Origin of the sequence: Pantoea sp., assembly GCF_032114055.1 — a bacterium.
Lineage (GTDB): Bacteria > Pseudomonadota > Gammaproteobacteria > Enterobacterales > Enterobacteriaceae > Pantoea.
Map to the genome: position 1 here is coordinate 410,766 of NZ_DAMCTB010000002.1, position 21,327 is coordinate 432,092.

The 21,327-nt window shown below is 56.2% G+C and carries 18 protein-coding genes; 10 read left to right on the forward strand and 8 right to left on the reverse strand.

The genetic code is table 11. The annotated features are described in order from the left end of the window. Positions 1 to 16: 16 nt before the first annotated feature. A complete protein-coding gene (locus RT657_RS06040; RefSeq protein WP_313653091.1) occupies positions 17 to 1,057 on the forward strand; it encodes a GMP reductase in 1,041 nt (346 codons plus the stop codon). Positions 1,058 to 1,084: 27 nt separating this feature from the next. On the opposite strand, the gene hofC is transcribed toward RT657_RS06040, so the two are convergent. The 4 genes from hofC to nadC form a co-directional block, all read right to left on the reverse strand. Continuing rightward, positions 1,085 to 2,284 (reverse strand): protein transport protein HofC, encoded by a 1,200-nt coding sequence (gene hofC, locus RT657_RS06045; protein ID WP_313653093.1) that lies wholly within the window; start codon positions 2,282 to 2,284, stop codon positions 1,085 to 1,087. Beyond that, on the reverse strand, positions 2,277 to 3,662 hold the full coding sequence (gene gspE / locus RT657_RS06050; RefSeq protein WP_313653094.1) for a type II secretion system protein GspE: 1,386 nt from the start codon (positions 3,660 to 3,662) through the stop codon (positions 2,277 to 2,279). Before gspE ends, hofC begins: the two co-directional genes overlap by 8 nt. Then, positions 3,649 to 4,104 (reverse strand): prepilin peptidase-dependent pilin, encoded by a 456-nt coding sequence (gene ppdD, locus RT657_RS06055; RefSeq protein WP_313653095.1) that lies wholly within the window; start codon positions 4,102 to 4,104, stop codon positions 3,649 to 3,651. The genes gspE and ppdD overlap by 14 nt, the downstream gene beginning before the upstream one ends. Positions 4,105 to 4,278: 174 nt before the next feature. Beyond that, entirely contained in the window at positions 4,279 to 5,175 is an 897-nt protein-coding gene (gene nadC / locus RT657_RS06060) for a carboxylating nicotinate-nucleotide diphosphorylase (protein ID WP_313653096.1), read from the reverse strand. Between the two features lie 197 nt (positions 5,176 to 5,372). Between nadC and ampD the strand changes: the two genes are divergently transcribed. Together ampD and ampE are read left to right on the forward strand one after the other, a co-directional pair. Beyond that, positions 5,373 to 5,924: a 1,6-anhydro-N-acetylmuramyl-L-alanine amidase AmpD gene (gene ampD / locus RT657_RS06065; RefSeq protein ID WP_313653097.1), complete on the forward strand. Its 552-nt coding sequence runs from the start codon at positions 5,373 to 5,375 to the stop codon at positions 5,922 to 5,924. Between the two features lie 16 nt (positions 5,925 to 5,940). Next, the gene (ampE, locus tag RT657_RS06070) at positions 5,941 to 6,795 is read left to right on the forward strand and encodes a beta-lactamase regulator AmpE (RefSeq protein ID WP_313653098.1); all 855 of its coding nucleotides are present in this window, start codon (positions 5,941 to 5,943) and stop codon (positions 6,793 to 6,795) included. On the opposite strand, the gene RT657_RS06075 is transcribed toward ampE, so the two are convergent. From RT657_RS06075 to aroP, 3 genes are all read right to left on the reverse strand, one after another. Beyond that, the gene (locus tag RT657_RS06075) at positions 6,777 to 7,736 is read right to left on the reverse strand and encodes a family 43 glycosylhydrolase (RefSeq protein WP_313653100.1); all 960 of its coding nucleotides are present in this window, start codon (positions 7,734 to 7,736) and stop codon (positions 6,777 to 6,779) included. The genes ampE and RT657_RS06075 overlap by 19 nt on opposite strands. Next, the gene (locus tag RT657_RS06080; protein ID WP_313653101.1) at positions 7,733 to 9,145 is read right to left on the reverse strand and encodes an MFS transporter; all 1,413 of its coding nucleotides are present in this window, start codon (positions 9,143 to 9,145) and stop codon (positions 7,733 to 7,735) included. The genes RT657_RS06075 and RT657_RS06080 overlap by 4 nt, the downstream gene beginning before the upstream one ends. A 197-nt stretch (positions 9,146 to 9,342) precedes the next feature. After that, positions 9,343 to 10,698, reverse strand: coding sequence for an aromatic amino acid transporter AroP (gene aroP, locus RT657_RS06085; protein WP_313653102.1), 1,356 nt, complete (start codon positions 10,696 to 10,698; stop codon positions 9,343 to 9,345). A 515-nt stretch (positions 10,699 to 11,213) separates the two neighbouring features. Between aroP and pdhR the strand changes: the two genes are divergently transcribed. The 6 genes from pdhR to RT657_RS06115 all read left to right on the forward strand — a co-directional run bounded on the left by pdhR (position 11,214) and on the right by RT657_RS06115 (position 19,064). Then, positions 11,214 to 11,978 (forward strand): pyruvate dehydrogenase complex transcriptional repressor PdhR, encoded by a 765-nt coding sequence (gene pdhR, locus RT657_RS06090; RefSeq protein WP_313653104.1) that lies wholly within the window; start codon positions 11,214 to 11,216, stop codon positions 11,976 to 11,978. A 101-nt stretch (positions 11,979 to 12,079) separates the two neighbouring features. After that, on the forward strand, positions 12,080 to 14,746 hold the full coding sequence (aceE, locus tag RT657_RS06095; RefSeq protein WP_313653105.1) for a pyruvate dehydrogenase (acetyl-transferring), homodimeric type: 2,667 nt from the start codon (positions 12,080 to 12,082) through the stop codon (positions 14,744 to 14,746). 14 nt (positions 14,747 to 14,760) lie between these two features. After that, on the forward strand, positions 14,761 to 16,668 hold the full coding sequence (gene aceF, locus RT657_RS06100; protein WP_313653106.1) for a pyruvate dehydrogenase complex dihydrolipoyllysine-residue acetyltransferase: 1,908 nt from the start codon (positions 14,761 to 14,763) through the stop codon (positions 16,666 to 16,668). Positions 16,669 to 16,828: 160 nt separating this feature from the next. Beyond that, on the forward strand, positions 16,829 to 18,253 hold the full coding sequence (lpdA, locus tag RT657_RS06105) for a dihydrolipoyl dehydrogenase (protein ID WP_313653107.1): 1,425 nt from the start codon (positions 16,829 to 16,831) through the stop codon (positions 18,251 to 18,253). A 181-nt stretch (positions 18,254 to 18,434) separates the two neighbouring features. Continuing rightward, entirely contained in the window at positions 18,435 to 18,614 is a 180-nt protein-coding gene (locus tag RT657_RS06110; protein ID WP_313653108.1) for a type II toxin-antitoxin system HicA family toxin, read from the forward strand. A gap of 24 nt (positions 18,615 to 18,638) precedes the next feature. Continuing rightward, a complete protein-coding gene (locus tag RT657_RS06115) occupies positions 18,639 to 19,064 on the forward strand; it encodes a type II toxin-antitoxin system HicB family antitoxin (RefSeq protein ID WP_313653109.1) in 426 nt (141 codons plus the stop codon). Between the two features lie 200 nt (positions 19,065 to 19,264). Here RT657_RS06115 and RT657_RS06120 read toward each other — a convergent pair whose 3' ends face one another. Continuing rightward, positions 19,265 to 20,170 (reverse strand): LysR family transcriptional regulator, encoded by a 906-nt coding sequence (locus RT657_RS06120; RefSeq protein ID WP_313653110.1) that lies wholly within the window; start codon positions 20,168 to 20,170, stop codon positions 19,265 to 19,267. 105 nt (positions 20,171 to 20,275) lie between these two features. Between RT657_RS06120 and RT657_RS06125 the strand changes: the two genes are divergently transcribed. After that, on the forward strand, positions 20,276 to 20,785 hold the full coding sequence (locus tag RT657_RS06125; protein ID WP_313653111.1) for a phenolic acid decarboxylase: 510 nt from the start codon (positions 20,276 to 20,278) through the stop codon (positions 20,783 to 20,785). Positions 20,786 to 21,327: the final 542 nt, after the last annotated feature.

Genomic DNA, 21,327 nt, shown 5'->3' on the forward strand with positions numbered 1-21,327 from the left:
TACCAGGACACTGTTTATGCGTATTGAAGAAGATCTGAAACTGGGCTTTAAAGATGTATTAATCCGCCCCAAACGCTCCACGCTGAAAAGCCGTTCGCAGGTTGAGCTGGAACGCAGCTTTACCTTCCGCCATTCGGGACTGCGCTGGAGCGGCGTGCCGGTTATTGCCGCCAACATGGATACTGTCGGCACCTTTTCGATGGCCGAGGCGCTGGCCAGCTTCAATCTCCTTACGGCAGTTCACAAACATTACAGCGTCGATGCGTGGCGCGCCTTTATTCAGCGCGTGCCGGCAGCGGTACTGAAGCAGGTCATGGTGTCAACCGGCACCTCCGAAGCGGATCTGAGTAAGCTGGTCGCGATCATGGCGCTGTCGCCGGATTTGCAGTTTATCTGCATTGACGTAGCCAACGGCTATTCGCAACATTTTGTCGATTTTCTGCAGCGGGCGCGTGAACGGTTCCCGACTAAAACGATCTGTGCCGGTAACGTAGTCACGGGCGAAATGGTGGAAGAACTGATTCTGTCTGGCGCGGATATCGTTAAGGTCGGCATCGGGCCCGGCTCGGTCTGCACCACCCGCGTGAAGACCGGCGTCGGTTATCCGCAGCTTTCAGCGGTTATTGAGTGTGCCGATGCGGCGCATGGCTTAAGCGGGCAGATCGTCAGCGATGGCGGCTGTTCTGTGCCTGGCGATATCGCCAAGGCGTTTGGCGGCGGAGCAGACTTCGTAATGCTGGGGGGAATGCTGGCGGCGCATGATGAATGTGAAGGGCAGATCGTCGAAGAAAATGGCGAACGCTTTATGCTCTTCTACGGCATGAGTTCTGAATCCGCGATGAAGCGTCACGTCGGCGGTGTCGCGCAGTATCGCGCAGCGGAAGGCAAAACGGTGAAGCTGCCGTTGCGGGGGGCTGTGGATGACACCGCCCGCGACATTCTGGGTGGGCTGCGTTCCGCCTGTACATACGTCGGGGCGGAACGGCTGAAAGAGCTGACCAAGCGCACCACCTTTATCCGCGTGAACGAGCAGGAAAACCGCGTCTTTAACCGATAGCAATCAGGGGCGCGCACGCGACGCCCCTTAATGCATCACATCGCCCAGTCCAAAGACCGGCAGGTACATCGCAATTACCAGCGTACCGACAATGCCACCAATCACTATCATCATCATCGGTTCCAGTGAAGCCGCCAGCGTATCTGCGCGCTCGCGGGTTTCCGTCTCGTGCCACTCCGCCAGACGGGCCAGCATCAGATCCAGTGCACCGGCCTCTTCGCCCACCCGTATCAGCTGACTGCATAAGGGCGTAAACAGGGGATGATGAATCAGCGCCTGATGCAGCGGGTTCCCCTGAGCAATATGCTGCTGCAATCCAGCGATCGCCTCCCGCCATAGCAGTGAGGAGAGCGTCACTTCAACGGCAGTCAGGCCCTGTAACAGCGTTAAGCCTGCGCGCTGCGTCAGGTTAAGGAGGCTGTAGATTTGCGTCAGTTGCGCGCCCCGCCACAGCCCGGACAGCAGTGGAATACGCAGAAAGATAGCCTGTTCACGGCGCTGCCAGGCCGCCGAGTGCTGTCGCAGCTGATGCCAGACTGTCAGCAACAGCAGGATAAAGAAAGCTGCCACCGAGCCCCACGCCTGAAGTCCCGCAGATAGCTGCATGACAGCGGCCGTAAAGGCAGGCAGCGGCGCATCGAAAGAGTCATAGACGGCAACAAACTCCGGCAGGACAAACAGCAGCATGCCGCAGGAGACGGCCAGGGCCACCAGCAGGATAAACAGGGGATAGCGCAGCGCCTTTTTGACCTGAAGGCGTAACTGTTGCTGCCGGCTCTGCTGCCGGGCCAGTTCGCTGCAGCAGACATCCAGCTGACCGGTCAGTTCGCCGATCTCCATCAGCGCCGGATAGAGTGCCGGAAAGATTTGCGGCCATTCCCGCAACGCCTGCGAAAAAGGCGCGCCGCTAAGTACCCGATGATGCAGCGCGCGCATCAGTGCCTGCCAGCCGGGATGCGGATGGCCTTCAGCCAGTAACGTGAGACTTTCTGCCAGTGGCAGCCCGGCTTTAAGCAGGGTGGCCAGCTGCCTGAACAGGTCAATCCTGTGCTGCCATTTCCACGCCTTCTGAGGCCAGACCTTCTCTCTCTTCCAGCTCACCGGCAGAAGATTACGCTGGGCCAGCATCAGCAGCAGATTGTCACTGTCGATTGCCAGCAGTTCTCCACTGCATAACTGCCCCTGGCTATCGACCGCCTGCCAGCGAAATAAACAGGTGTTATCCATCGTCCAGTCCCATCACACGCTGCATCTCTTCCAGCGAGGTATCGCCCCGGCTCACCGCTTCCAGGCCAGAAGCCAGCAGAGTACGCAGGCCTTGCTGCTTCGCCAGCGTAAGCAGATTTTCCAGCGGCATATCGGCGGCAATTGCATTTTGCAGCCGGGCATTGACGGGCAGCAGCTCAAACAGCGCCAGCCGGCCAAAATAGCCGGAAAAACAGTGATCGCAGCCGGGCGCACGCCAGGTTTGCAGCGTACCGGGCCAGAGTTCGGCAGGGTAGTGTGCAACGGCCTGAGCAGGCTGGCGGCAGTGCGGACAGAGGCGCCGGACCAGACGCTGAGCCACAATCAGTTTCAGCGCCGGGCCCAGAAGATAGCCAGGAATCCCCATCTGGCGCAGTCGCGTCAGGGTTTCGGCAGTGGAGTTGGTATGTAGCGTCGACAGGACGAGATGGCCGGTCTGCGCGGCTTTCACCGCAATCTCTGCCGTTTCCGCATCCCGGATTTCGCCCACCATAATCACGTCCGGGTCCTGTCTCAGCAGCGCCCGCAGCACGCGATTAAAATCGAGACCCTTTTTGGTATGGATCTGCGTCTGGTTAATGCCGGGTAACGGAATCTCGATAGGGTCCTCCACACTGCACAGATTCCTTTCCGGTGTATTCAGGGCGCTGAGGCCGCTGTAAAGCGTAAACGTCTTGCCGCTGCCGGTGGGGCCGGTCACCAGGATCAGCCCCTGCGGCTGGGCCAGCGCGGCGCAGAGCAGCCGCAGCTGGGGCGCGGGAAGCCCAAGCTTATCCAGCGACAGGGCTGCGCTTTCACTCTGTAACAGCCTTACCACGGCTTTTTCACCGCCGCAGACGGGTAGCGTCGCCAGGCGAAAGGAGGCCGGTTTCCCGGCGATCTCCAGACTGAACTGACCATCCTGCGGCAACCGGCGTTCGGCGATATCCAGGCCGGCGAGGATCTTCAGGCGTGCCAGCAGCGCCGCAGGCTGAGTGGCGGGCAGAGCGGAGAGCGGATGCAGAACACCGTCGATGCGCAGTCGTATCCGCATGCCTCCCCGATCGGGTTCAATGTGGACATCCGAGGCACGACGCTCCAGGGCCTGACGCAGGATCAAGTGTGTCGCCTCAACCGCCGATTCAGCGGGGGACGTTTCGCGCGCGACCAGAGGGGTGTCAGCATGCTGACGCTGATCAAGCCGGGCCTGCGGCCAGCACTCGATCTCAATCTGGCACTGGCTGGCAAAATGGAGCGCCTCAGCCAGGCCCGGCGGCGCGCTCTCCGCCACGGCCACGCGCAGCTGAGTGGCATCATGGTGCAGAACCACGGCGCGATAACGCTGACAGAGTGCCGCAATGGCGGCATCAGGCTTCTCCATCGCTGCCACCTTTATCCGCAAAGCGGAACTGCGCCAGACAATTGTCACGGAGGCTGCTGTTGCTGCTGGTGCAGCTGCGTTGCCAGCTGATGCCACCTTCGCTGCTCTCCCAGATCGGCACCATTTCAACACGCAGGCCATTCAGACTCTCCTGACCGGTCAGAGTGATTACCCCGGCAGTCACGCTGAGCGCGGAGACATAACGCGAGCCGCGGGCGGCAGGAATGCCCGCTTCTCCGGCCTGGCACTGCGCAGGCCCGCCGCGTTCCATTGCACAGAGCTCTACCGCAGTTTTGTAGGGCACCATCGTCTGCAGCATGTCGGTCAGGGCTGCACGCTGCAGATAGTTCTGATAAGCGGGCAGGCCGATGGCGCTTAAGATCGCCACGATCCCCACCACAATCATCAATTCCACCAGTGTAAATCCACGTTGATTCGTCATCACATCGTCTCCTGATTAAGAAGCCGACAGGGTAAAAATCGTGAGTGGTGAAAGACAGTCCGCGAGAAGCGAACCGGAAAGCGGGCTGCAGGGAGATTTCAGCATTGCAGCGCAGCCGAAACTGCGCTGGAAGCAGGGTCGCAAAATTGCCGTCACGGATGACGGCGGGGCGGATTACTGCTGTTTAAAACGCATGGAGAGGTCCAGCGCCCGCACATGTTTGGTCAGTGCGCCAACCGACACGTAATCCACGCCGGTCAGAGCAATCTGTGGCAGGGTGATTTCTGTCACGTTGCCGGAGACTTCCAGCAGTGTACGCCCCTGATTGAGCGCAACGGCGGCACGCATGTCGTCCAGGCTGAAGTTGTCCAGCATAACGATATCGGCGCCGGCCTCCAGCGCCTGCTGAAGCTCCTGCAGCGATTCCACCTCGACCTCGACCGGCACGTCGGGCTGCAGCCATTGCGCTCTTTCCACCGCCTGCTGGATCGAACCACTGGCGATAATATGATTCTCTTTGATGAGGTAAGCATCGGCGAGGCCCAGCCGATGGTTCTGCCCGCCGCCACACAGTACGGCATATTTCAGCGCGGTACGGAGACCGGGCAGGGTTTTGCGCGTGTCGAGTAACTGCGTCTGGCTGCCCGCCAGCAGGGCCACATAGCGGCTCACTTCCGTTGCCACGCCTGAAAGCGTCTGCACGAAGTTAAGCGCCGTACGCTCTGCGGTCAGCAGCAGCCGGGCCGGACCGGCGATCTCAAACAGCAGCTGACCGGCTTTCACCTTATCGCCATCTTCTGCATGCCAGTTCAGGGTCGCGTGGGCACCGAGCTGGATAAAGACCTCTTCCACCCAGCGTTTACCACAGAAAACGCCCTCTTCGCGGGTGATCACCTGCGCATGGGCCTGCGTATCGGCTGGCAACAGCTGAGCGGTAATGTCACGGTCAGCGTCAATCTCGCCGCCGAGATCCTCTTTTAACGCCAGCGCAACCGCATCCGGAATGTCACTTTCAACGCGTTTAATCAACGCCTGACGGCGGCTGTCCGCATCGTAACCACGAGATGACATAGTCGTTTTACCTCATAAAAGTGCAGCAACAGAGGCGGTCACAATAGCCTGAACCGTTACGCTGTACCAGTGCTGACGATGATTTTGTTTAGTATCCTTAACATGCGGCGCTTTTTCGTTGCGCCCCGGACACACTAAGAGGCAAGAATCCTTTATTATTCATGCTATTCTCAGCCAGGCAGAATAAGGAATCCGGTATGAAAATCAAACAGGGCTGGCTGACCGGTGTGCGTCACGTGCCATCAACACATTACAACGAACGCCCTGACGATGAGGCGCCTTCACTGCTGGTGATCCACAATATCAGCCTGCCACCGGGTGAATTTGGTGGACCCTGGATCGATAAACTCTTTACCGGCACGCTGCCGCCTGAGGCTCATCCCTATTTTGCGGATATCGCCGCGCTGAAAGTGGCGGCACACTGCCTGATTCGTCGCGACGGGGAGATTGTGCAGTATGTCTCTTTTGACAAGCGCGCCTGGCATGCGGGTGTGTCACAGTTTGGAGGACGGGAAAACTGTAACGACTTCTCCATCGGTATTGAGCTGGAAGGGACAGACAGTGAGCCTTACACCGGCGCGCAATATCTGGCCCTGCAGCAGGTGACACAGCTGCTGCTGCAACACTATCCATTAACACCTTCGCGTATCACGGGGCATAGCGATATCGCGCCGGTACGTAAAACCGATCCCGGGCCTGCTTTTGACTGGGACTACTACAGACAGCTGTTAACGCAGCCCATATCCTGATTTTTGCGGGGTCAGTATGACGTTGTTTACCTTGTTATTGGTTTTAGGCTGGGAGCGCCTGTTTAAGCTGGGCGAGCACTGGCAGCTCGACCATCGGCTGGAGCCGGTTTTTCGCCATCGCCATCATTTCTCACTGGTGCGAACAGTGCTGATGACCGTGCTGGCGATGGCGCTGACCGCGCTGGTGATCTGGAGCCTGAAAGGGCTGCTGTTTGGCGTGCTGCAACTGCTGTTCTGGATCCTGACCGGTCTGCTCTGTATTGGTGCCGGTTCGGTGCGTCAGCATTATCATCACTATCTGAAAGCGGCCAGTCATGATGACGAGGCGGCGCATCAGGCGATGGCGGCCGAGTTGACGCTCATTCACGGTGTACCGGTGGAGTGCAGCGAGCGCGAATTTCTGCGTGAACTGCAGAATGCCCTGATCTGGATAAACTTTCGCTTCTATCTGGCGCCGATGTTCTGGCTGGTGGTGGGTGGCCCCTGGGGGCCGGTGCTGCTGGTGGGCTACGCGTTCCTGCGCGCCTGGCAAAGCTGGCTGGCAAAACGGGAAACGCCTATGGCGCGCGCGCAATCGGGCGTGGATGCGATTCTGCATCTGCTCGACTGGATCCCGGTGCGGCTGGCAGGCGTGGCCTACGCGCTGCTGGGCCATGGTGAGAAAGCTCTGCCTGCCTGGTTTGCCTCGCTGACCGACCGGCGCCGCTCTCAGTATCAGGTGCTGACGACGCTGGCCCAGTTCTCTCTGTCTCGCGATCCCCATACCGATAAAGTTGAAACGCCACGGGTTGCCGTGGCGTTAGCGAAGCGGACCTCACTGGTGCTGGTGGTCGCCGTCGCGTTGCTGACGATTTACGGCACGCTGGTGTAATCGGCGGGTGGCACACCAAAATCGGGTGTGCCATCCTCCCGCCAGCTAAAGTATTTCAGGCGGGTATGGCGGTTCGGATCCCAGAGCGGATCGCCCTCAATTTCAGTGTAATTGCGTGCGTGGTAAACCAGCACATCACGTCCCTCTTCATCGCGGGTGAAGCTGTTGTGACCCGGCCCATACTGATGGTTGTCCCAGCTGGAGACAAAGACCGGCCGGGCAGATTTCTGCCAGGCAGAAGTATCCAGCGGGTCTGCATCAGCGGCAATGGACAGAATACCCAGACAGTAATTCTCATCGGTGGCGCTGGCGGAGTAGGTCACAAATAGCCGATTCCCGTGACGGATTACCGCCGGCCCTTCGTTGACGCTAAACCCTGCGCATTCCCACTCATATTCCGGCCGGCTCAGCATGACCGGGGTGCCTTTCAGCGTCCAGGGATTGAGTAACTCGGCCAGATAGAGGTTGGAGTTACCGGGAATGGACGGATCCTTCTGCGCCCAGAGATACCAGTTTTTCCCCTGATGAACGAAGTGCGTGGCATCCAGCGAGAAGCTGTCAAACTGGCTGAAGACCCGGCGGCAGGGCTGCCAGGGCCCCAGCAGGGGATCGTCCGCGTCACAGACCAGCGCATACATCCGATGTTGAAACAGGCCCTCTTTAATGTCGCGTGTCGGTGCTGCAGCGAAATAGATCACCCACTGCCCCTCAATATGATGCAGCTCGGGCGCCCAGATTAATTCGCTGCAGGGGCCGCTCTCCGGCTTGTGCCAGACCTCCACCGCCGCGGCGTTGCGCAGGCCTGCCAGCGTTGTGGCGCGGCGGATCTCAAGCCGGTCATACTCCGGCACTGAGGCGACGAAATAGTAGTGCTGGTCGTGCTGCAGGATAAAGGGGTCGGCCCGCTGTGTAATAAAGGGATTTGGCCAGGCTGTCATCATTTTACCTCTCCGGTTGGGGTAGCCGTATCGTCGCGCAGGTGAACAGGGTGTAACTCACGGAAGTTCTGGCGACGCAGCGCGAGATCCTGCTGAATGGTGAGCATCATGTTGCGGTCAACCTTCAGCAGTCTGACCACGCCAGCGGTAATCAGATAACCGACACCCGGAATGATGGTAAACAGCAGCATGATACCGTTAATTGCCTCCGGTGATTGCTGTTTAGCTTCGGCATTGTAGCCATAGAACGACAGCAGAAAACCGACCATGGCACCGGCCACGGCCAGCCCGACTTTGAGGAAGAAGAGGTTGCCGGAGAAGCTGATGCCGGTGATGCGTTTGCCGGTTTTCCATTCGCCGTAGTCGTCCACATCAGCCATCAGTGACCAGTGCAGCGGTGACGGGATCTGATGCAGAATATTCAGCACAAAATAGGCGATAACAATCATCACCGTGGCGTGCGGATCGAGCCAGTAAAAACCGCTGGAGAAGAGCGCCAGCGCGATATTGGTCCAGAAAAAGACTTTGAGTTTGCACCAGCGGTCGGTGAGCAGTTTCGCCAGCGTGCTGCCGAACATCATGCCAATCACGCCCAGACTGATAAACAGTGTGGCAAAGTGCGTTGACTGACCCATCACCCAGGTCACGTAATACATAGTGGCCGCCATGCGGATAAAGCCGGGACAGACATTACAGAAGGTCAGCAGCAGAATGCGAACCCACTGGTCATTCTTCCAGACATCACGCAGATCTTTTTTCAGGTCATCGTTACTCGGTACAGCAGGATGGATACGTTCGCGTACCGTCGCAAAGCAGAACAGGAACATTGCCAGGCCGATGGTGGCGAGGACCGTCATTGCCATCTGATAACCACGGGCTTTGTCTGCGCCGCCGAACCATTCCGCCATCGGCAGCAGTGACATAGAGAGAATCAGCGTGGCGATGCCGACCATCACAAAGCGGTAAGACTGACAGGAGACGCGCTCGCCGGGATCGTTGGTAATCACACCACCCAGAGAGCAATAGGGGATGTTAATGGCGGTATAGGTCAGCGACATCAGGAAATAGGTGACGAAGGCCCAGATGACCTTGCTGTGATATGTCCAGTCGGGGGTAGTAAACATCAGGATGCTGAACAGCACATAGGGCACAGAAACCCATAGCAGCCAGGGGCGAAAGCGACCCCAGCGGCTTTTAGTGCGGTCAGCGATCGCGCCCATAATCGGGTCGGTGACGGCATCCAGTACCCTGACCGACAGCAGCAGGATGCCTACCAGCGCCGGGGCGAGACCAAATACATCGGTATAGAAGTAGTTCAGGAACAGCATAATGGCCCCGCCAATCATGTTGCACCCGGCATCGCCCATGCCATATCCCAGCTTTTCCCGAAACGAGAGGGCTGCACCTTTCATGGTTTTCTCCTGCGCATCAGTGTGAACAGGAATTATTGGCATTAAGTCAGCAGAACAAACCGGAGTAATTCGTCATGGAGATGGACTAAACAGGTGCGGAGAAAGAAATGTGAGCTTGATCAGGCCAGAGCAGAACGATAGAGCGGCGAGGAGGCAGGCGGCAACCTCTCAGAGAGATCACCGCCCGGAAAAGCGCATCAGGCTTTCTGTGTTTTGTTCTTAACGAAGTAACCCACGGCCAGAATCACCAGCCAGACCGGAATCAGCCAGACCGAGATCGCCATGCCTGGCGTGGTGGCCATCAGCACCAGAATCGCCGCCATGAAGATCAGGCAAATCCAGTTTCCTGCCGGATAGAGCAGGGCTCTGAAGCGGGTGGTCACACCCTGCTGATCTTTCTTACGGCGGAACTTCAGGTGCGCCAGGCTGATCATCGCCCAGTTAATCACCAGCGCAGAAACCACCAGCGACATCAGCAGACCAAAGGCTTCACCCGGCATCAGATAGTTGATCAGCACGCAGAGCGCAGTGGCCACGGCCGAAACCAGAATCGTTAACACCGGAACGCCACGACGATCGACTTTCAGTAGCGATTTGGGGGCGTTGCCCTGCTGAGCCAGACCAAACAGCATACGGCTGTTGCAGTAGACGCAGCTGTTGTAGACCGACAGGGCGGCCGTCAGGATCACGATGTTCAGCGCATTCGCCACCATCGCATCGCCCAGCTCATGGAAAATAAAGACGAACGGGCTGACTTCAGAGGTGACGCGATTCCACGGCATCAGAGAGAGCAGCACGGCCAGCGAACCAATGTAGAAGATCAGGATACGCCACAGTACCTGGTTGGTTGCTTTTGGGATACTCACTTCCGGATTGTCAGCTTCGGCCGCAGTAATACCGACCAGCTCCAGCCCGCCAAATGAGAACATGATAATCGCCATGACGGCCACCAGCCCGCCGATGCCGTGCGGGAAGAAGCCGCCCTGTTCCCAGAGGTTGCGGACGGTGGCCTGCGGACCTGCATGACCGCCAAACAGCAGCCAGCCACCGAACAGGATCATACCAATCACGGCCAGCACTTTAATGATGGCAAACCAGAACTCCATCTCACCAAATACTTTAACGTTGGTCAGGTTGATGGCGTTAATCATTACGAAGAAGATAGCGGCGGAGGCCCAGGTCGGAAAATCGGGCCACCAGAACTGGATATATTTGCCCACGGCGGTCAGTTCCGCCATCGCGACCAGCACGTAGAGCACCCAGTAGTTCCAGCCTGAGGCAAAGCCGGCAAAGTTACCCCAGTATTTATAAGCAAAGTGGCTGAAGCTGCCGGCGACCGGCTCTTCCACCACCATTTCACCCAGCTGGCGCATGATTAAAAAGGCAATAAAACCGGCAATCGCATAGCCCAGAATAACGGCCGGTCCGGCCGATTCAATAACCGATGCGCTGCCCAGAAACAGCCCGGTTCCCACTGCACCACCCAGCGCGATGAGCTGAATATGGCGGTTCTTAAGACCACGCTTCAGCGCTTCGCCTTGCTGTTGTTCCATACAAACCTCGTGATGTTTTTATTCTTCGTTCGCAGCGCTGTTCGCTGTAATGAAGTGGTTACAATAACGTATTGATAATTTTACGGTATCTGGCTTGCCGAATGCTGCCATGCGCTACCCTGGCGACAAGAATAGTGATAAGCGAATCGCTTTGCACCTGCTTTCGCCTTTTGTGCTGAGAGTTGACTGAAAAAACGCCATCCCCGTCACGTCCGGCCAGAAAAATTTTTGCCATGAAATTTCGCGCATGACGAATAGCTTTCACTTATAGCTGCCGCTGCGCCTGACGGCTGACCGGGTGTAAGGTTTGGTAAAAGTGCATTTATTTAACATTTTCGGTAACAGTGAATTTTCATCTTTTTTACCGTACGTTAGCGCCAGCACAGGGCCTGGGGAGAAGGGATTGTCGCTGACACCATATAGACACAAGGTGAATACTTTGTTACTTTACGGGCGCCTTATGGCAATTGGTATTACCAATTTACTCCGGACGATTGGTCTGATAAGAAGGGATGATGGCTTACAGTAAAATACGCCAACCCAAGCTCTCTGACGCAATTGAGCATCAGCTCGAATCCCTGATCATGGAAGGGACCCTGCGTCCGGGAGAGAAGCTGCTCCCTGAGCGCGAACTCGCTAAACAATTCGATGTCTCACGTCCATCTCTTCGTGAAGCAATCCAGCGCCTGGAAGCCAAAGGATTATTGCTACGCCGACAGGGTGGCGGAACATTTGTTCAGGAGAATCTCTGGCAAAGCATGAGCGACCCACTCGTTGAGCTTCTCGCCGACCATCCGGAATCACAGTTTGATCTGCTGGAAACGCGCCATGCCCTGGAGGGTATCGCCGCTTATTACGCGGCACTGCGCGGCACGGAAGAGGACCTGTTGCGTATTCGCGACTGTCATCTCCACATTCAGCAGGCGCAGGACAGCGGCGACTTAGACGCCGAAGCGGACGCAGTGATGCAGTATCAGATCGCTGTCACAGAAGCAGCCCATAATGTTGTGCTTTTGCATTTGCTACGCTCAATGGGCCCTATGCTGGAACAAAACGTCCGTCAGAATTTCGAATTGCTCTACTCGCGCCGGGAAATGCTGGCAAAAGTGAGCGGTCACCGCGCCAGAATCTTTGAGGCGATTGTGGCCCGTGAGCCAGAAAAAGCGCGCGAGGCTTCACACCGTCACCTGGCGTTCATAGAGGAAATCTTGCTGGACAGAAGTCGGGAGCAGAGCCGTCGTGAACGCTCCCTGCGTCGTTTACAGCAACGTAAGGAATAACGTGCGACAAAGATCGTACGGACTTCAGACGAGTCTGCCGGCATCTGCTTTAACAGGCTCCCGATTATTCAACGTATTAGACACAGATAAGGAACACACCCATGTCAGAACGTTTACACAATGACGTGGATCCGATCGAAACTCGTGACTGGCTACAGGCGATCGAATCGGTCATCCGTGAAGAAGGTGTTGAACGTGCGCAGTATCTGATTGATCAGGTACTGGGTGCAGCCCGCAAAGGCGGCGTCAATGTGGCTGCAGGTTCGTCTGCAATCAGCAACTACATCAACTCTATTGCCGTTGAAGATGAACCCGACTATCCGGGTAACACCTCTCTTGAACGTCGTATCCGTTCCGCAATTCGCTGGAACGCCATCATGTCGGTGTTGCGCGCCTCCAAGAAAGATCTGGAACTGGGTGGTCACATGTCCTCCTTCCAGTCTTCTGCCACGATCTATGAAGTCTGTTTCAACCACTTCTTCCGTGCGCGCAGTGACAAGGATGGCGGCGATCTGGTCTATTTCCAGGGCCACATCTCTCCGGGCATCTATGCCCGTGCGTTCCTTGAAGGTCGCCTGACCGAAGAGCAGATGAATAACTTCCGTCAGGAAGTAGACGGCAAAGGCCTCTCTTCTTATCCGCATCCGAAACTGATGCCGGAATTCTGGCAGTTCCCGACGGTCTCTATGGGCCTGGGCCCGCTGTCTGCTATCTATCAGGCGAAGTTCCTGAAATATCTGGAACACCGTGGTCTGAAAGATACCTCGGCACAGACCGTTTACGCCTTCCTGGGTGACGGCGAGATGGATGAGCCAGAATCAAAAGGTGCGATCACCATCGCCACCCGTGAAAAACTGGATAACCTGGTCTTCATCATTAACTGCAACCTGCAGCGTCTGGATGGCCCGGTCACCGGTAATGGCAAGATCATCAACGAGCTGGAAGGCATCTTTGCCGGTGCTGGCTGGGAAGTGATCAAGGTCATCTGGGGCGGCCGCTGGGATGAGCTGCTGCGCAAAGATACCAGCGGCAAGCTGATTCAGCTGATGAACGAAACCGTCGACGGTGACTACCAGACCTTCAAATCCCGTGATGGTGCCTACGTGCGTGAGCACTTCTTCGGTAAATATCCGGAAACCGCTGCGCTGGTTAAAGATATGTCCGACGATGAGATCTGGTCACTGAACCGTGGCGGTCACGATCCGAAGAAAATCTACGCGGCGCTGAAAAAAGCGCAGGACACCAAAGGCAAGCCTGTGCTGATCCTGGCGCATACCATCAAAGGCTATGGTATGGGCGACACCGCGGAAGGCAAAAACATTGCTCACCAGGTGAAGAAGATGAACATGGATGGCGTACGCTATATCCGTGATCGTTTTAACGTGCCGGTTGCTGACGATAAAATCGAAGAGCTGCCGTACGTAACCTTCGAAAAAGGCTCAGAAGAGCACACTTACCTGCATGCGCAGCGTGAGAAGCTGGGTGGCTACCTGCCAACGCGTCAGCCGAAGTTCAGTGAAAAGCTGGAAATGCCTGCGCTGGAAGAGTTCGGTGCGCTGCTGGAAGAGCAGAACAAAGAGATCTCCACCACCATCGCCTTTGTGCGTGCCCTGAACGTGATGCTGAAGAACAAGTCGATCAAAGATCGTCTGGTTCCGATCCTCGCGGATGAAGCGCGTACCTTTGGTATGGAAGGTCTGTTCCGTCAGATTGGTATCTACAGCCCGAACGGCCAGCAGTATACGCCGCAGGACCGTGAGCAGGTTGCATACTACAAAGAAGATGAGAAAGGCCAGATTCTGCAGGAAGGGATCAACGAGCTGGGCGCAGGTTCATCCTGGCTGGCGGCGGCGACCTCATACAGCACCAACAACCTGCCGATGATTCCGTTCTACATCTACTACTCGATGTTCGGCTTCCAGCGTATCGGCGATCTGATGTGGCTGGCTGGCGATCAGCAGGCGCGCGGCTTCCTGGTCGGCGGTACCTCGGGTCGTACAACCCTGAACGGTGAAGGTCTGCAGCACGAAGATGGTCACAGCCACATTCAGTCGCTGACTATCCCGAACTGTATCTCTTACGATCCATCTTACGCCTATGAAGTCGCTGTTATCATGCACGACGGTCTGGTGCGTATGTATGGCGAAGCGCAGGAGAATATTTACTACTACATCACCACGCTGAACGAAAACTACCACATGCCAGCCATGCCGCAGGGCGCGGAAGAGGGTATCCGTAAGGGTATCTACAAGCTGGAAACGGTAGACGGCAGCAAAGGTAAAGTGCAGCTGCTGGGCTCAGGTTCTATCCTGCGTCACGTGCGTGAAGCGGCGCAGATCCTGGCGAAAGATTACGGTATCGGCTCCGATGTCTACAGCGTGACCTCGTTCACCGAACTGGCGCGTGATGGCCAGGATTGTGAGCGCTGGAACATGCTGCATCCGACAGAAGAAGCGCGCGTACCTTACATCGCTCAGGTGATGAACGACGCGCCAGCAGTCGCCTCAACCGACTACATGAAACTGTTCGCTGAGCAGGTTCGTAGCTATGTGCCTTCCAGCGATTATCGCGTACTGGGTACAGATGGTTTTGGTCGCTCTGACAGCCGTGAGAATCTGCGTCATCACTTTGAAGTTGATGCATCTTATGTGGTGGTTGCCGCGCTGGGTGAGCTGGCTAAACGTGGCGAGATCGAGAAGAAAGTGGTGGCCGACGCGATCACCAAATTCAATATCGATGCCGATAAAGTTAACCCGCGTCTGGCTTAAGAGGTAAGAGAGTAATGGCTATCGAAATTAAGGTACCGGATATCGGGTCTGACGAAGTTGAAGTCACCGAGATTCTGGTGAAAGTTGGCGACAAGGTGGAAGCCGAGCAGTCGCTGATCACCGTGGAAGGCGACAAAGCCTCAATGGAAGTGCCGTCGCCACAGGCTGGCGTAGTGAAAGAGATTAAGATCTCTACCGGTGACAAAGTTGAAACCGGCTCACTGATCATGATGTTTGAAGCAGAGGGTGCTGCGGAAGCTGCCCCGGCCGCTGCTGAAGAGAAAAAAGCGGATGCGGCGCCTGCTCCAGCTGCGGCTGCGGCCACGGCCAGCAAAGAAGTGGCCGTGCCGGATATCGGTGGCGACGAAGTGGAAGTCACTGAGATTCTGGTGAAGGTCGGCGATAAAGTGGAAGCCGAGCAGTCACTGATCGTAGTGGAAGGCGACAAAGCTTCAATGGAAGTCCCGGCACCGTTCGCGGGTGTGGTTAAAGAAATCACCATCGCGACTGGCGACAAAGTCAGCACCGGTTCAGCCATCATGGTCTTTGAAGCAGAAGGCGCCGCACCGGCCTCTGACGCGAAGCCAGCCATGAAAGAAGAAGCTGCATCGACACCTGCTGCTGCCGCGGGCGCGAAAGACGTTAAGGTCCCGGACATCGGCGGTGATGAAGTTGAAGTCACCGAGGTTCTGGTGAAAGTCGGCGACAAAGTCGACGCCGAACAATCACTGATCGTGGTGGAAGGCGACAAAGCCTCAATGGAAGTGCCTGCGCCGTTTGCGGGTACGGTCAAAGAGCTGAAAGTTTCAACCGGCGATAAAGTCAGCACCGGCTCACTGATCATGGTGTTCGAAGTCGAAGGCGCTGCGCCAGCGGCACCTGCGGCGGCGAAACAGGATGCGGCGCCGGCACCGGCTGCTAAATCTGAAGCGAAAGCTGCAGCGCCTGCGCCAGCCGCAGCGAAAGCGGACAGCAAAGGTGAGTTCGCAGAGAATGACGCTTACGTTCACGCCACCCCGGTGATCCGTCGCCTGGCGCGTGAATTCGGTGTGAACCTGGCGAAAGTCAAAGGCACCGGTCGTAAAGGTCGCATTCTGAAAGAAGACGTGCAGACTTACGTGAAAGAGGCTGTGAAGCGCGCTGAAGCAGCACCAGCGGCTGCCAGCGGCGGCGGCCTGCCAGGCATGCTGCCGTGGCCAAAAGTGGACTTCAGCAAGTTTGGTGAAGTGGAAGAAGTCGAACTGGGTCGTATCCAGAAAATTTCTGGCGCGAACCTGAGCCGTAACTGGGTGATGATCCCGCACGTTACGCATTTCGACAAAACCGACATCACCGAGCTGGAAGCCTTCCGTAAGCAGCAGAATGCGGAAGCGGAAAAGCGCAAGCTGGACGTGAAGTACACGCCTGTCGTGTTCATCATGAAGGCCGTGGCAGCGGCGCTGGAGCAGATGCCACGCTTCAACAGCTCACTCTCTGAAGATGCGCAGAAACTGACGCTGAAAAAATATATCAACATCGGTGTGGCGGTTGATACGCCAAACGGCCTGGTGGTTCCGGTCTTTAAAGACGTGAACAAGAAGGGCATCACCGAGCTGTCCCGTGAGCTGATGGCGATTTCGAAGAAAGCGCGTGACGGTAAACTGACAGCGGGCGACATGCAGGGCGGATGTTTCACCATCTCCAGCCTGGGTGGCCTGGGCACCACACACTTCGCGCCGATCGTGAACGCGCCGGAAGTGGCTATCCTGGGTGTCTCTAAGTCGGCGATGGAACCGGTATGGAACGGCAAAGAGTTTATGCCGCGTCTGATGATGCCGATTTCTCTCTCCTTCGACCACCGCGTGATCGACGGAGCCGATGGTGCAAGATTCATCACCATTATTGGCAATATGCTCTCCGACATTCGTCGTTTAGTTATGTAAAAGTAAAGAAGGCCGGCGGATGCCGGCCTTCCTTTAACGATTCGTCGCGCCGCGGTTGGCAGTTTGTTAACAATTCTGTAAACTCTTGCGGTGAAAGTCCCGGTGGAACAAGGGCATTATAAGAACGTCTGACCCGCCGGATATCAATTAAGAGGTCATGATGAGTACAGAGATTAAAACCCAGGTCGTAGTACTTGGGGCAGGTCCTGCAGGCTACTCTGCAGCCTTCCGTTGTGCGGATTTAGGTCTGGAAACCGTACTGGTTGAGCGTTACAGCACCCTGGGCGGTGTTTGTCTGAACGTCGGTTGTATCCCCTCTAAGGCGCTGCTGCACGTTGCCAAAGTGATTGAAGAGGCGAAAGCCCTTGAAGAGCACGGCATTGTGTTTGGTCAGCCCTCTACTGATATTAACAAGATTCGCAGCTGGAAAGAGAAGGTCATCAACCAGTTGACTGGCGGCCTGTCAGGTATGGCAAAAGGGCGTAAAGTCACCGTGGTTAACGGCCTGGGCAAATTCACCGGTGCTAATACCCTGGTGGTTGAAGGAGAAGGCGGCGCGACCACCATCAACTTCGACAATGCCATTATCGCTGCGGGTTCACGCCCTATCGAACTGCCTTTCATCCCACATGAAGATCCACGCGTCTGGGACTCTACCGATGCACTGGAACTGAAAGAAGTGCCAAAGCGCCTGCTGGTTATGGGTGGCGGCATCATCGGTCTGGAAATGGCGACCGTGTATCACGCGCTGGGTTCAGAGATCGACGTGGTCGAGATGTTTGACCAGGTTATCCCGGCTGCGGATAAAGACGTGGTCAAAGTCTTTACCAAGAAGATCAGCAAGAAATTCAACCTGATGCTGGAAACCAAAGTGACCGCCGTTGAAGCAAAAGACGATGGCATTTACGTTTTGATGGAAGGTAAAAAAGCACCAGGCGAAGCGCAGCGTTATGACGCCGTGCTGGTGGCGATCGGTCGCGTACCGAATGGTAAAGGTCTGGATGCCGGTAAAGCGGGCGTGGAAGTGGACGACCGTGGTTTCATCCGCGTCGACAAGCAGATGCGTACCAACGTGCCACACATCTACGCTATCGGCGACATCGTTGGTCAGCCAATGCTGGCGCACAAAGGTGTGCACGAAGGCCACGTGGCAGCAGAAGTGATCTCCGGTCTGAAGCACTACTTCGATCCAAAAGTGATCCCGTCAATTGCCTATACTGAGCCAGAAGTTGCCTGGGTCGGTCTGACCGAGAAAGAAGCGAAAGAGAAGGGCATCAGCTATGAGACAGCGACCTTCCCATGGGCGGCCTCTGGCCGTGCAATCGCCTCCGATTGTGCAGAAGGCATGACCAAACTGATCTTCGACAAAGAGACGCATCGTGTCATCGGTGGTGCGATTGTCGGCACCAACGGCGGCGAGCTGTTAGGTGAAATCGGTCTGGCGATTGAGATGGGTTGTGATGCGGAAGATATCGCGCTGACCATCCACGCTCACCCGACCCTGCATGAGTCAGTCGGTCTGGCTGCAGAGATCTTCGAAGGCAGCATCACCGATCTGCCTAATGCGAAAGCGAAGAAGAAGTAAGTTTCTGCCGCAGTGAAAGCGAAAGCTCCCGTGACGGGGGCTTTTTTTTTGCGACGAATGCCGTGCGGGATGTCCGGAATTTATCAGGCCAGACAGAAGGCAATGCAGCCCCGATAAAAGGATTGTCCGGAGGGGTTATTGGGGTTATTTTGTTCTGACGGGTACAGGACAGGACGTCGCTATGGATAGTAGCAGATTAATTGCGGAAATCAGGGCAGATGGCTGGGTGCTGATAAGGATAAACGGTAGCCATCACCATTTCACTCACCCGGTTAAACCGGGGCTGGTTACGGTGCCTCACCCTAAAAAGGACTTACCGATCGGTACGGTAAAAAGCATCAGAAGACAGGCGAAGATTTAATCCCGCTTGCGCGAAGAGGTTGATATGTTTTATCCGATTGCAATTGAAGCTGGCGATGACGAACATGCCTATGGCGTCATTGTTCCTGATTTACCCGGATGCTTCTCCGCTGGCGAGACGCTGGACGAAGCGATAAAAAATGCAAAAGAGGCGATTACCGGGCATATCGAATTATGCGTCGAGCTTGGCCATGCTATCCCTGCCGTCTCGACGATTGAGGCGCTGGCAACGCACCCCGACTATCAGGGTTATATCTGGGCGCTGGTGGATATCGATGTGATTCGACTGCTGGGCGGTTCTGAAAAAATTAACGTTACCCTGCCTAAATCCCTGATCGACAGAATCGACCGTTGCGTCGCCTCGCAACCCGAATACAAAAGTCGTTCAGGCTTTTTAGCACAGGTTGCGCTTGAGCGGATTACGGCTCAGGCCAGCAGGCCTGAAAAGTAATTCCGCACTGCGGCTGAAAAGGCAGGGATAGCAGATGGTCAAGTTTGCGGGGCCTGTCACGCTGTTTCTGTCCGACGGCACAGCGCGCGGGGCAGGGGGAGGCCGTCCGTCTGGATAAGCGGCTAAGAAGAATGAGCAGTAACCATTAAGTCACCCCCGGCAGCCTACTCCGGCATTGCTTAAAGAAAAACGGCGACTATTCAGATCTTAACGTTTTGCTTCTCCTGCGCCACACGCTCAATAAACATCTGTGCCAGCGCAGCAATGGCGCTGTTGCCGGGCAGTCTCTCTTCATTTATGTACATCACCAGCGTACTGCTGCGCCGGCGGCCCTGGCGCAGCGGCAGAGGACGGAGTTCACCGCTCTCCAGCAGGGCGGCAATAGTCTGTTCCGGCAGCCAGCCATAGCCTAACTGATGCTGGACCGCTTCAATCGCTGCCGACAGCGTGGTGAATGACCAGTTCTCCGCCTGCTCGCCATTCACCTCTGACTGCTGCTGTTGCTGGCGATCCAGAATGGTGACACAGGGCCAGCGTGCCAGCGTGGCCGCATTCAGCGGGGCCGGTTCGCGGTGCAGCGGATGGTCCCGATGGGCGACAGCGATGAAATCGACGCTCATCAGGCTTTCACCCGCTAACGGCTCGGCGCCATACTGCGCGACCAGCCAGAGATCGGCCTGAGATTCTGCCAGCCTGTCCGGCGTCTCGCTGCGGACGATTTCACTGAACCAGATGCGGACGTGCGGATAGCGCTGCTGAAAGGCCCGGAGCACATCAAACAGCAGGGGCTTGGGCAGGGTGGCGTCGACCATCAGATCGATGCGCGAACGCTCGCCGCGTTGCAGTGCATCCGCTTTGGCCTCCAGCGCGCTGAATCCCTGCAGCAGCGGACGAACCTGTGCAAGCAGCTGATGTCCCTCCGCGCTCAGCACAGCGCGACGGCCCTGCTGTTCTAACAGTGTTATCCCCAGCCGCTGCTGAAGCAGGCTAAGCTGATAGCTTAGCGATGACTGGCTGCGATAATTCTTTTCCGCGGCCAGCGCAAAGCTGCCTTCGTTCACCACCGCGTCGAGCAAAGCCCACTGTTCGAGTGTCGTTTTATGCATGTCAACTCATCTAAAAAACGAATGATTTTACGCTAAAAATAGCGTTATTAATCGATTTTGCAACGCGTAATAATCTTCACAACAAAAGCAGATGAGGAATTAATCATGAGCACATTTGATAAACATGACCTGTCAGGCATTGTCGGCAAACATCTGGTTTATACCTATGATAATGGCTGGAACTATGAGCTTTACGTTAAAAACGCCAGCACCATCGATTACCGGATTCACAGCGGCATGGTGGGTAACCGCTGGGTTAAAAATCAGCATGTTTATGTTGTGCGTCTGGCGCAGGATGTCTACAAAGTTTCCTGGACTGAGCCAACCGGTACAGATGTCAGCCTGGCCGTTAACCTGACCGACAGAATTTTCCATGGCACCATCTTCTTCCCGCGCTGGGTAATGAATCATCCTGAAAAAACAGTCTGCTTCCAGAACGATCATCTGGAGGAGATGGCAGCATTCCGCGAAGCGGGCCCGGCGTATCCGACCGAAATCATTGATGAGTTTGCGACGCTGACCCTGATCCGCGATGTGGGTGAAAACAACGAAAGCGTGGTGGACTGCCCGCCTGACCAGCTGCCAGCCGACTGGCCCGCCAGCCTGAAAAACTAATCATCCGTAAGCGGCCTGAATGGCCTCTTCTGTTTATTCGTTCAGTGGAACGTTCTGCGCTGTCTGCAAAACCGGTTCCGGCGCACTGCGCGAAGTCTGAAAGTGCGCTGCCGCTGGCCGGAAACCACCCCGGCAAACGAAGCTGGCGCTGTCATCATCGGGTAATTTCCGCTGCGCATATCTGTCAGTACTCACCTTTGCCATCAATGCTGCGCAGGTGGCTTTCTATTCCGGCAGGTTATCTATTTCACTGAATATCCTCACTAAAACGCCACTCTGGCGGACATGCGTAACTGGCGAATGCTGTACTGTGTGCCACAGTGCGCCGGAAGCGTTTCAGCAGGCCTGCCGGGCAGATACGATGAGGAGAGAAGGGCAGAATGGACACAGGAGATTATGTTGTATTTTTGTAAACAGATTAACAAACAGCCGGAATCCTGCTATTCTGCCCTCCGCGAAACCGGGCACCTCAACCTGGACGAGAAAAGGAAGTGTGTTCTCCATAAGTGAGCAAGGTGGTCGGAAAGCCCTACATAATGAGA

What these genes read in the sequence shown, in the direction of transcription:
- ppdD (WP_313653095.1), bottom strand. Translation starts at nt 4,104, where the DNA reads ATGACGAATCAACGTGGATTTACACTGGTGGAATTGATGATTGTGGTG.
- RT657_RS06040 (WP_313653091.1), top strand. Translation starts at nt 17, where the DNA reads ATGCGTATTGAAGAAGATCTGAAACTGGGCTTTAAAGATGTATTAATC.
- RT657_RS06115 (WP_313653109.1), top strand. Translation starts at nt 18,639, where the DNA reads ATGTTTTATCCGATTGCAATTGAAGCTGGCGATGACGAACATGCCTAT.
- aceE (WP_313653105.1), top strand. Translation starts at nt 12,080, where the DNA reads ATGTCAGAACGTTTACACAATGACGTGGATCCGATCGAAACTCGTGAC.
- RT657_RS06120 (WP_313653110.1), bottom strand. Translation starts at nt 20,170, where the DNA reads ATGCATAAAACGACACTCGAACAGTGGGCTTTGCTCGACGCGGTGGTG.
- hofC (WP_313653093.1), bottom strand. Translation starts at nt 2,284, where the DNA reads ATGGATAACACCTGTTTATTTCGCTGGCAGGCGGTCGATAGCCAGGGG.
- RT657_RS06075 (WP_313653100.1), bottom strand. Translation starts at nt 7,736, where the DNA reads ATGATGACAGCCTGGCCAAATCCCTTTATTACACAGCGGGCCGACCCC.
- aroP (WP_313653102.1), bottom strand. Translation starts at nt 10,698, where the DNA reads ATGGAACAACAGCAAGGCGAAGCGCTGAAGCGTGGTCTTAAGAACCGC.
- pdhR (WP_313653104.1), top strand. Translation starts at nt 11,214, where the DNA reads ATGGCTTACAGTAAAATACGCCAACCCAAGCTCTCTGACGCAATTGAG.
- aceF (WP_313653106.1), top strand. Translation starts at nt 14,761, where the DNA reads ATGGCTATCGAAATTAAGGTACCGGATATCGGGTCTGACGAAGTTGAA.
- RT657_RS06110 (WP_313653108.1), top strand. Translation starts at nt 18,435, where the DNA reads ATGGATAGTAGCAGATTAATTGCGGAAATCAGGGCAGATGGCTGGGTG.
- nadC (WP_313653096.1), bottom strand. Translation starts at nt 5,175, where the DNA reads ATGTCATCTCGTGGTTACGATGCGGACAGCCGCCGTCAGGCGTTGATT.
- ampE (WP_313653098.1), top strand. Translation starts at nt 5,941, where the DNA reads ATGACGTTGTTTACCTTGTTATTGGTTTTAGGCTGGGAGCGCCTGTTT.
- gspE (WP_313653094.1), bottom strand. Translation starts at nt 3,662, where the DNA reads ATGGAGAAGCCTGATGCCGCCATTGCGGCACTCTGTCAGCGTTATCGC.
- RT657_RS06125 (WP_313653111.1), top strand. Translation starts at nt 20,276, where the DNA reads ATGAGCACATTTGATAAACATGACCTGTCAGGCATTGTCGGCAAACAT.
- ampD (WP_313653097.1), top strand. Translation starts at nt 5,373, where the DNA reads ATGAAAATCAAACAGGGCTGGCTGACCGGTGTGCGTCACGTGCCATCA.
- lpdA (WP_313653107.1), top strand. Translation starts at nt 16,829, where the DNA reads ATGAGTACAGAGATTAAAACCCAGGTCGTAGTACTTGGGGCAGGTCCT.
- RT657_RS06080 (WP_313653101.1), bottom strand. Translation starts at nt 9,145, where the DNA reads ATGAAAGGTGCAGCCCTCTCGTTTCGGGAAAAGCTGGGATATGGCATG.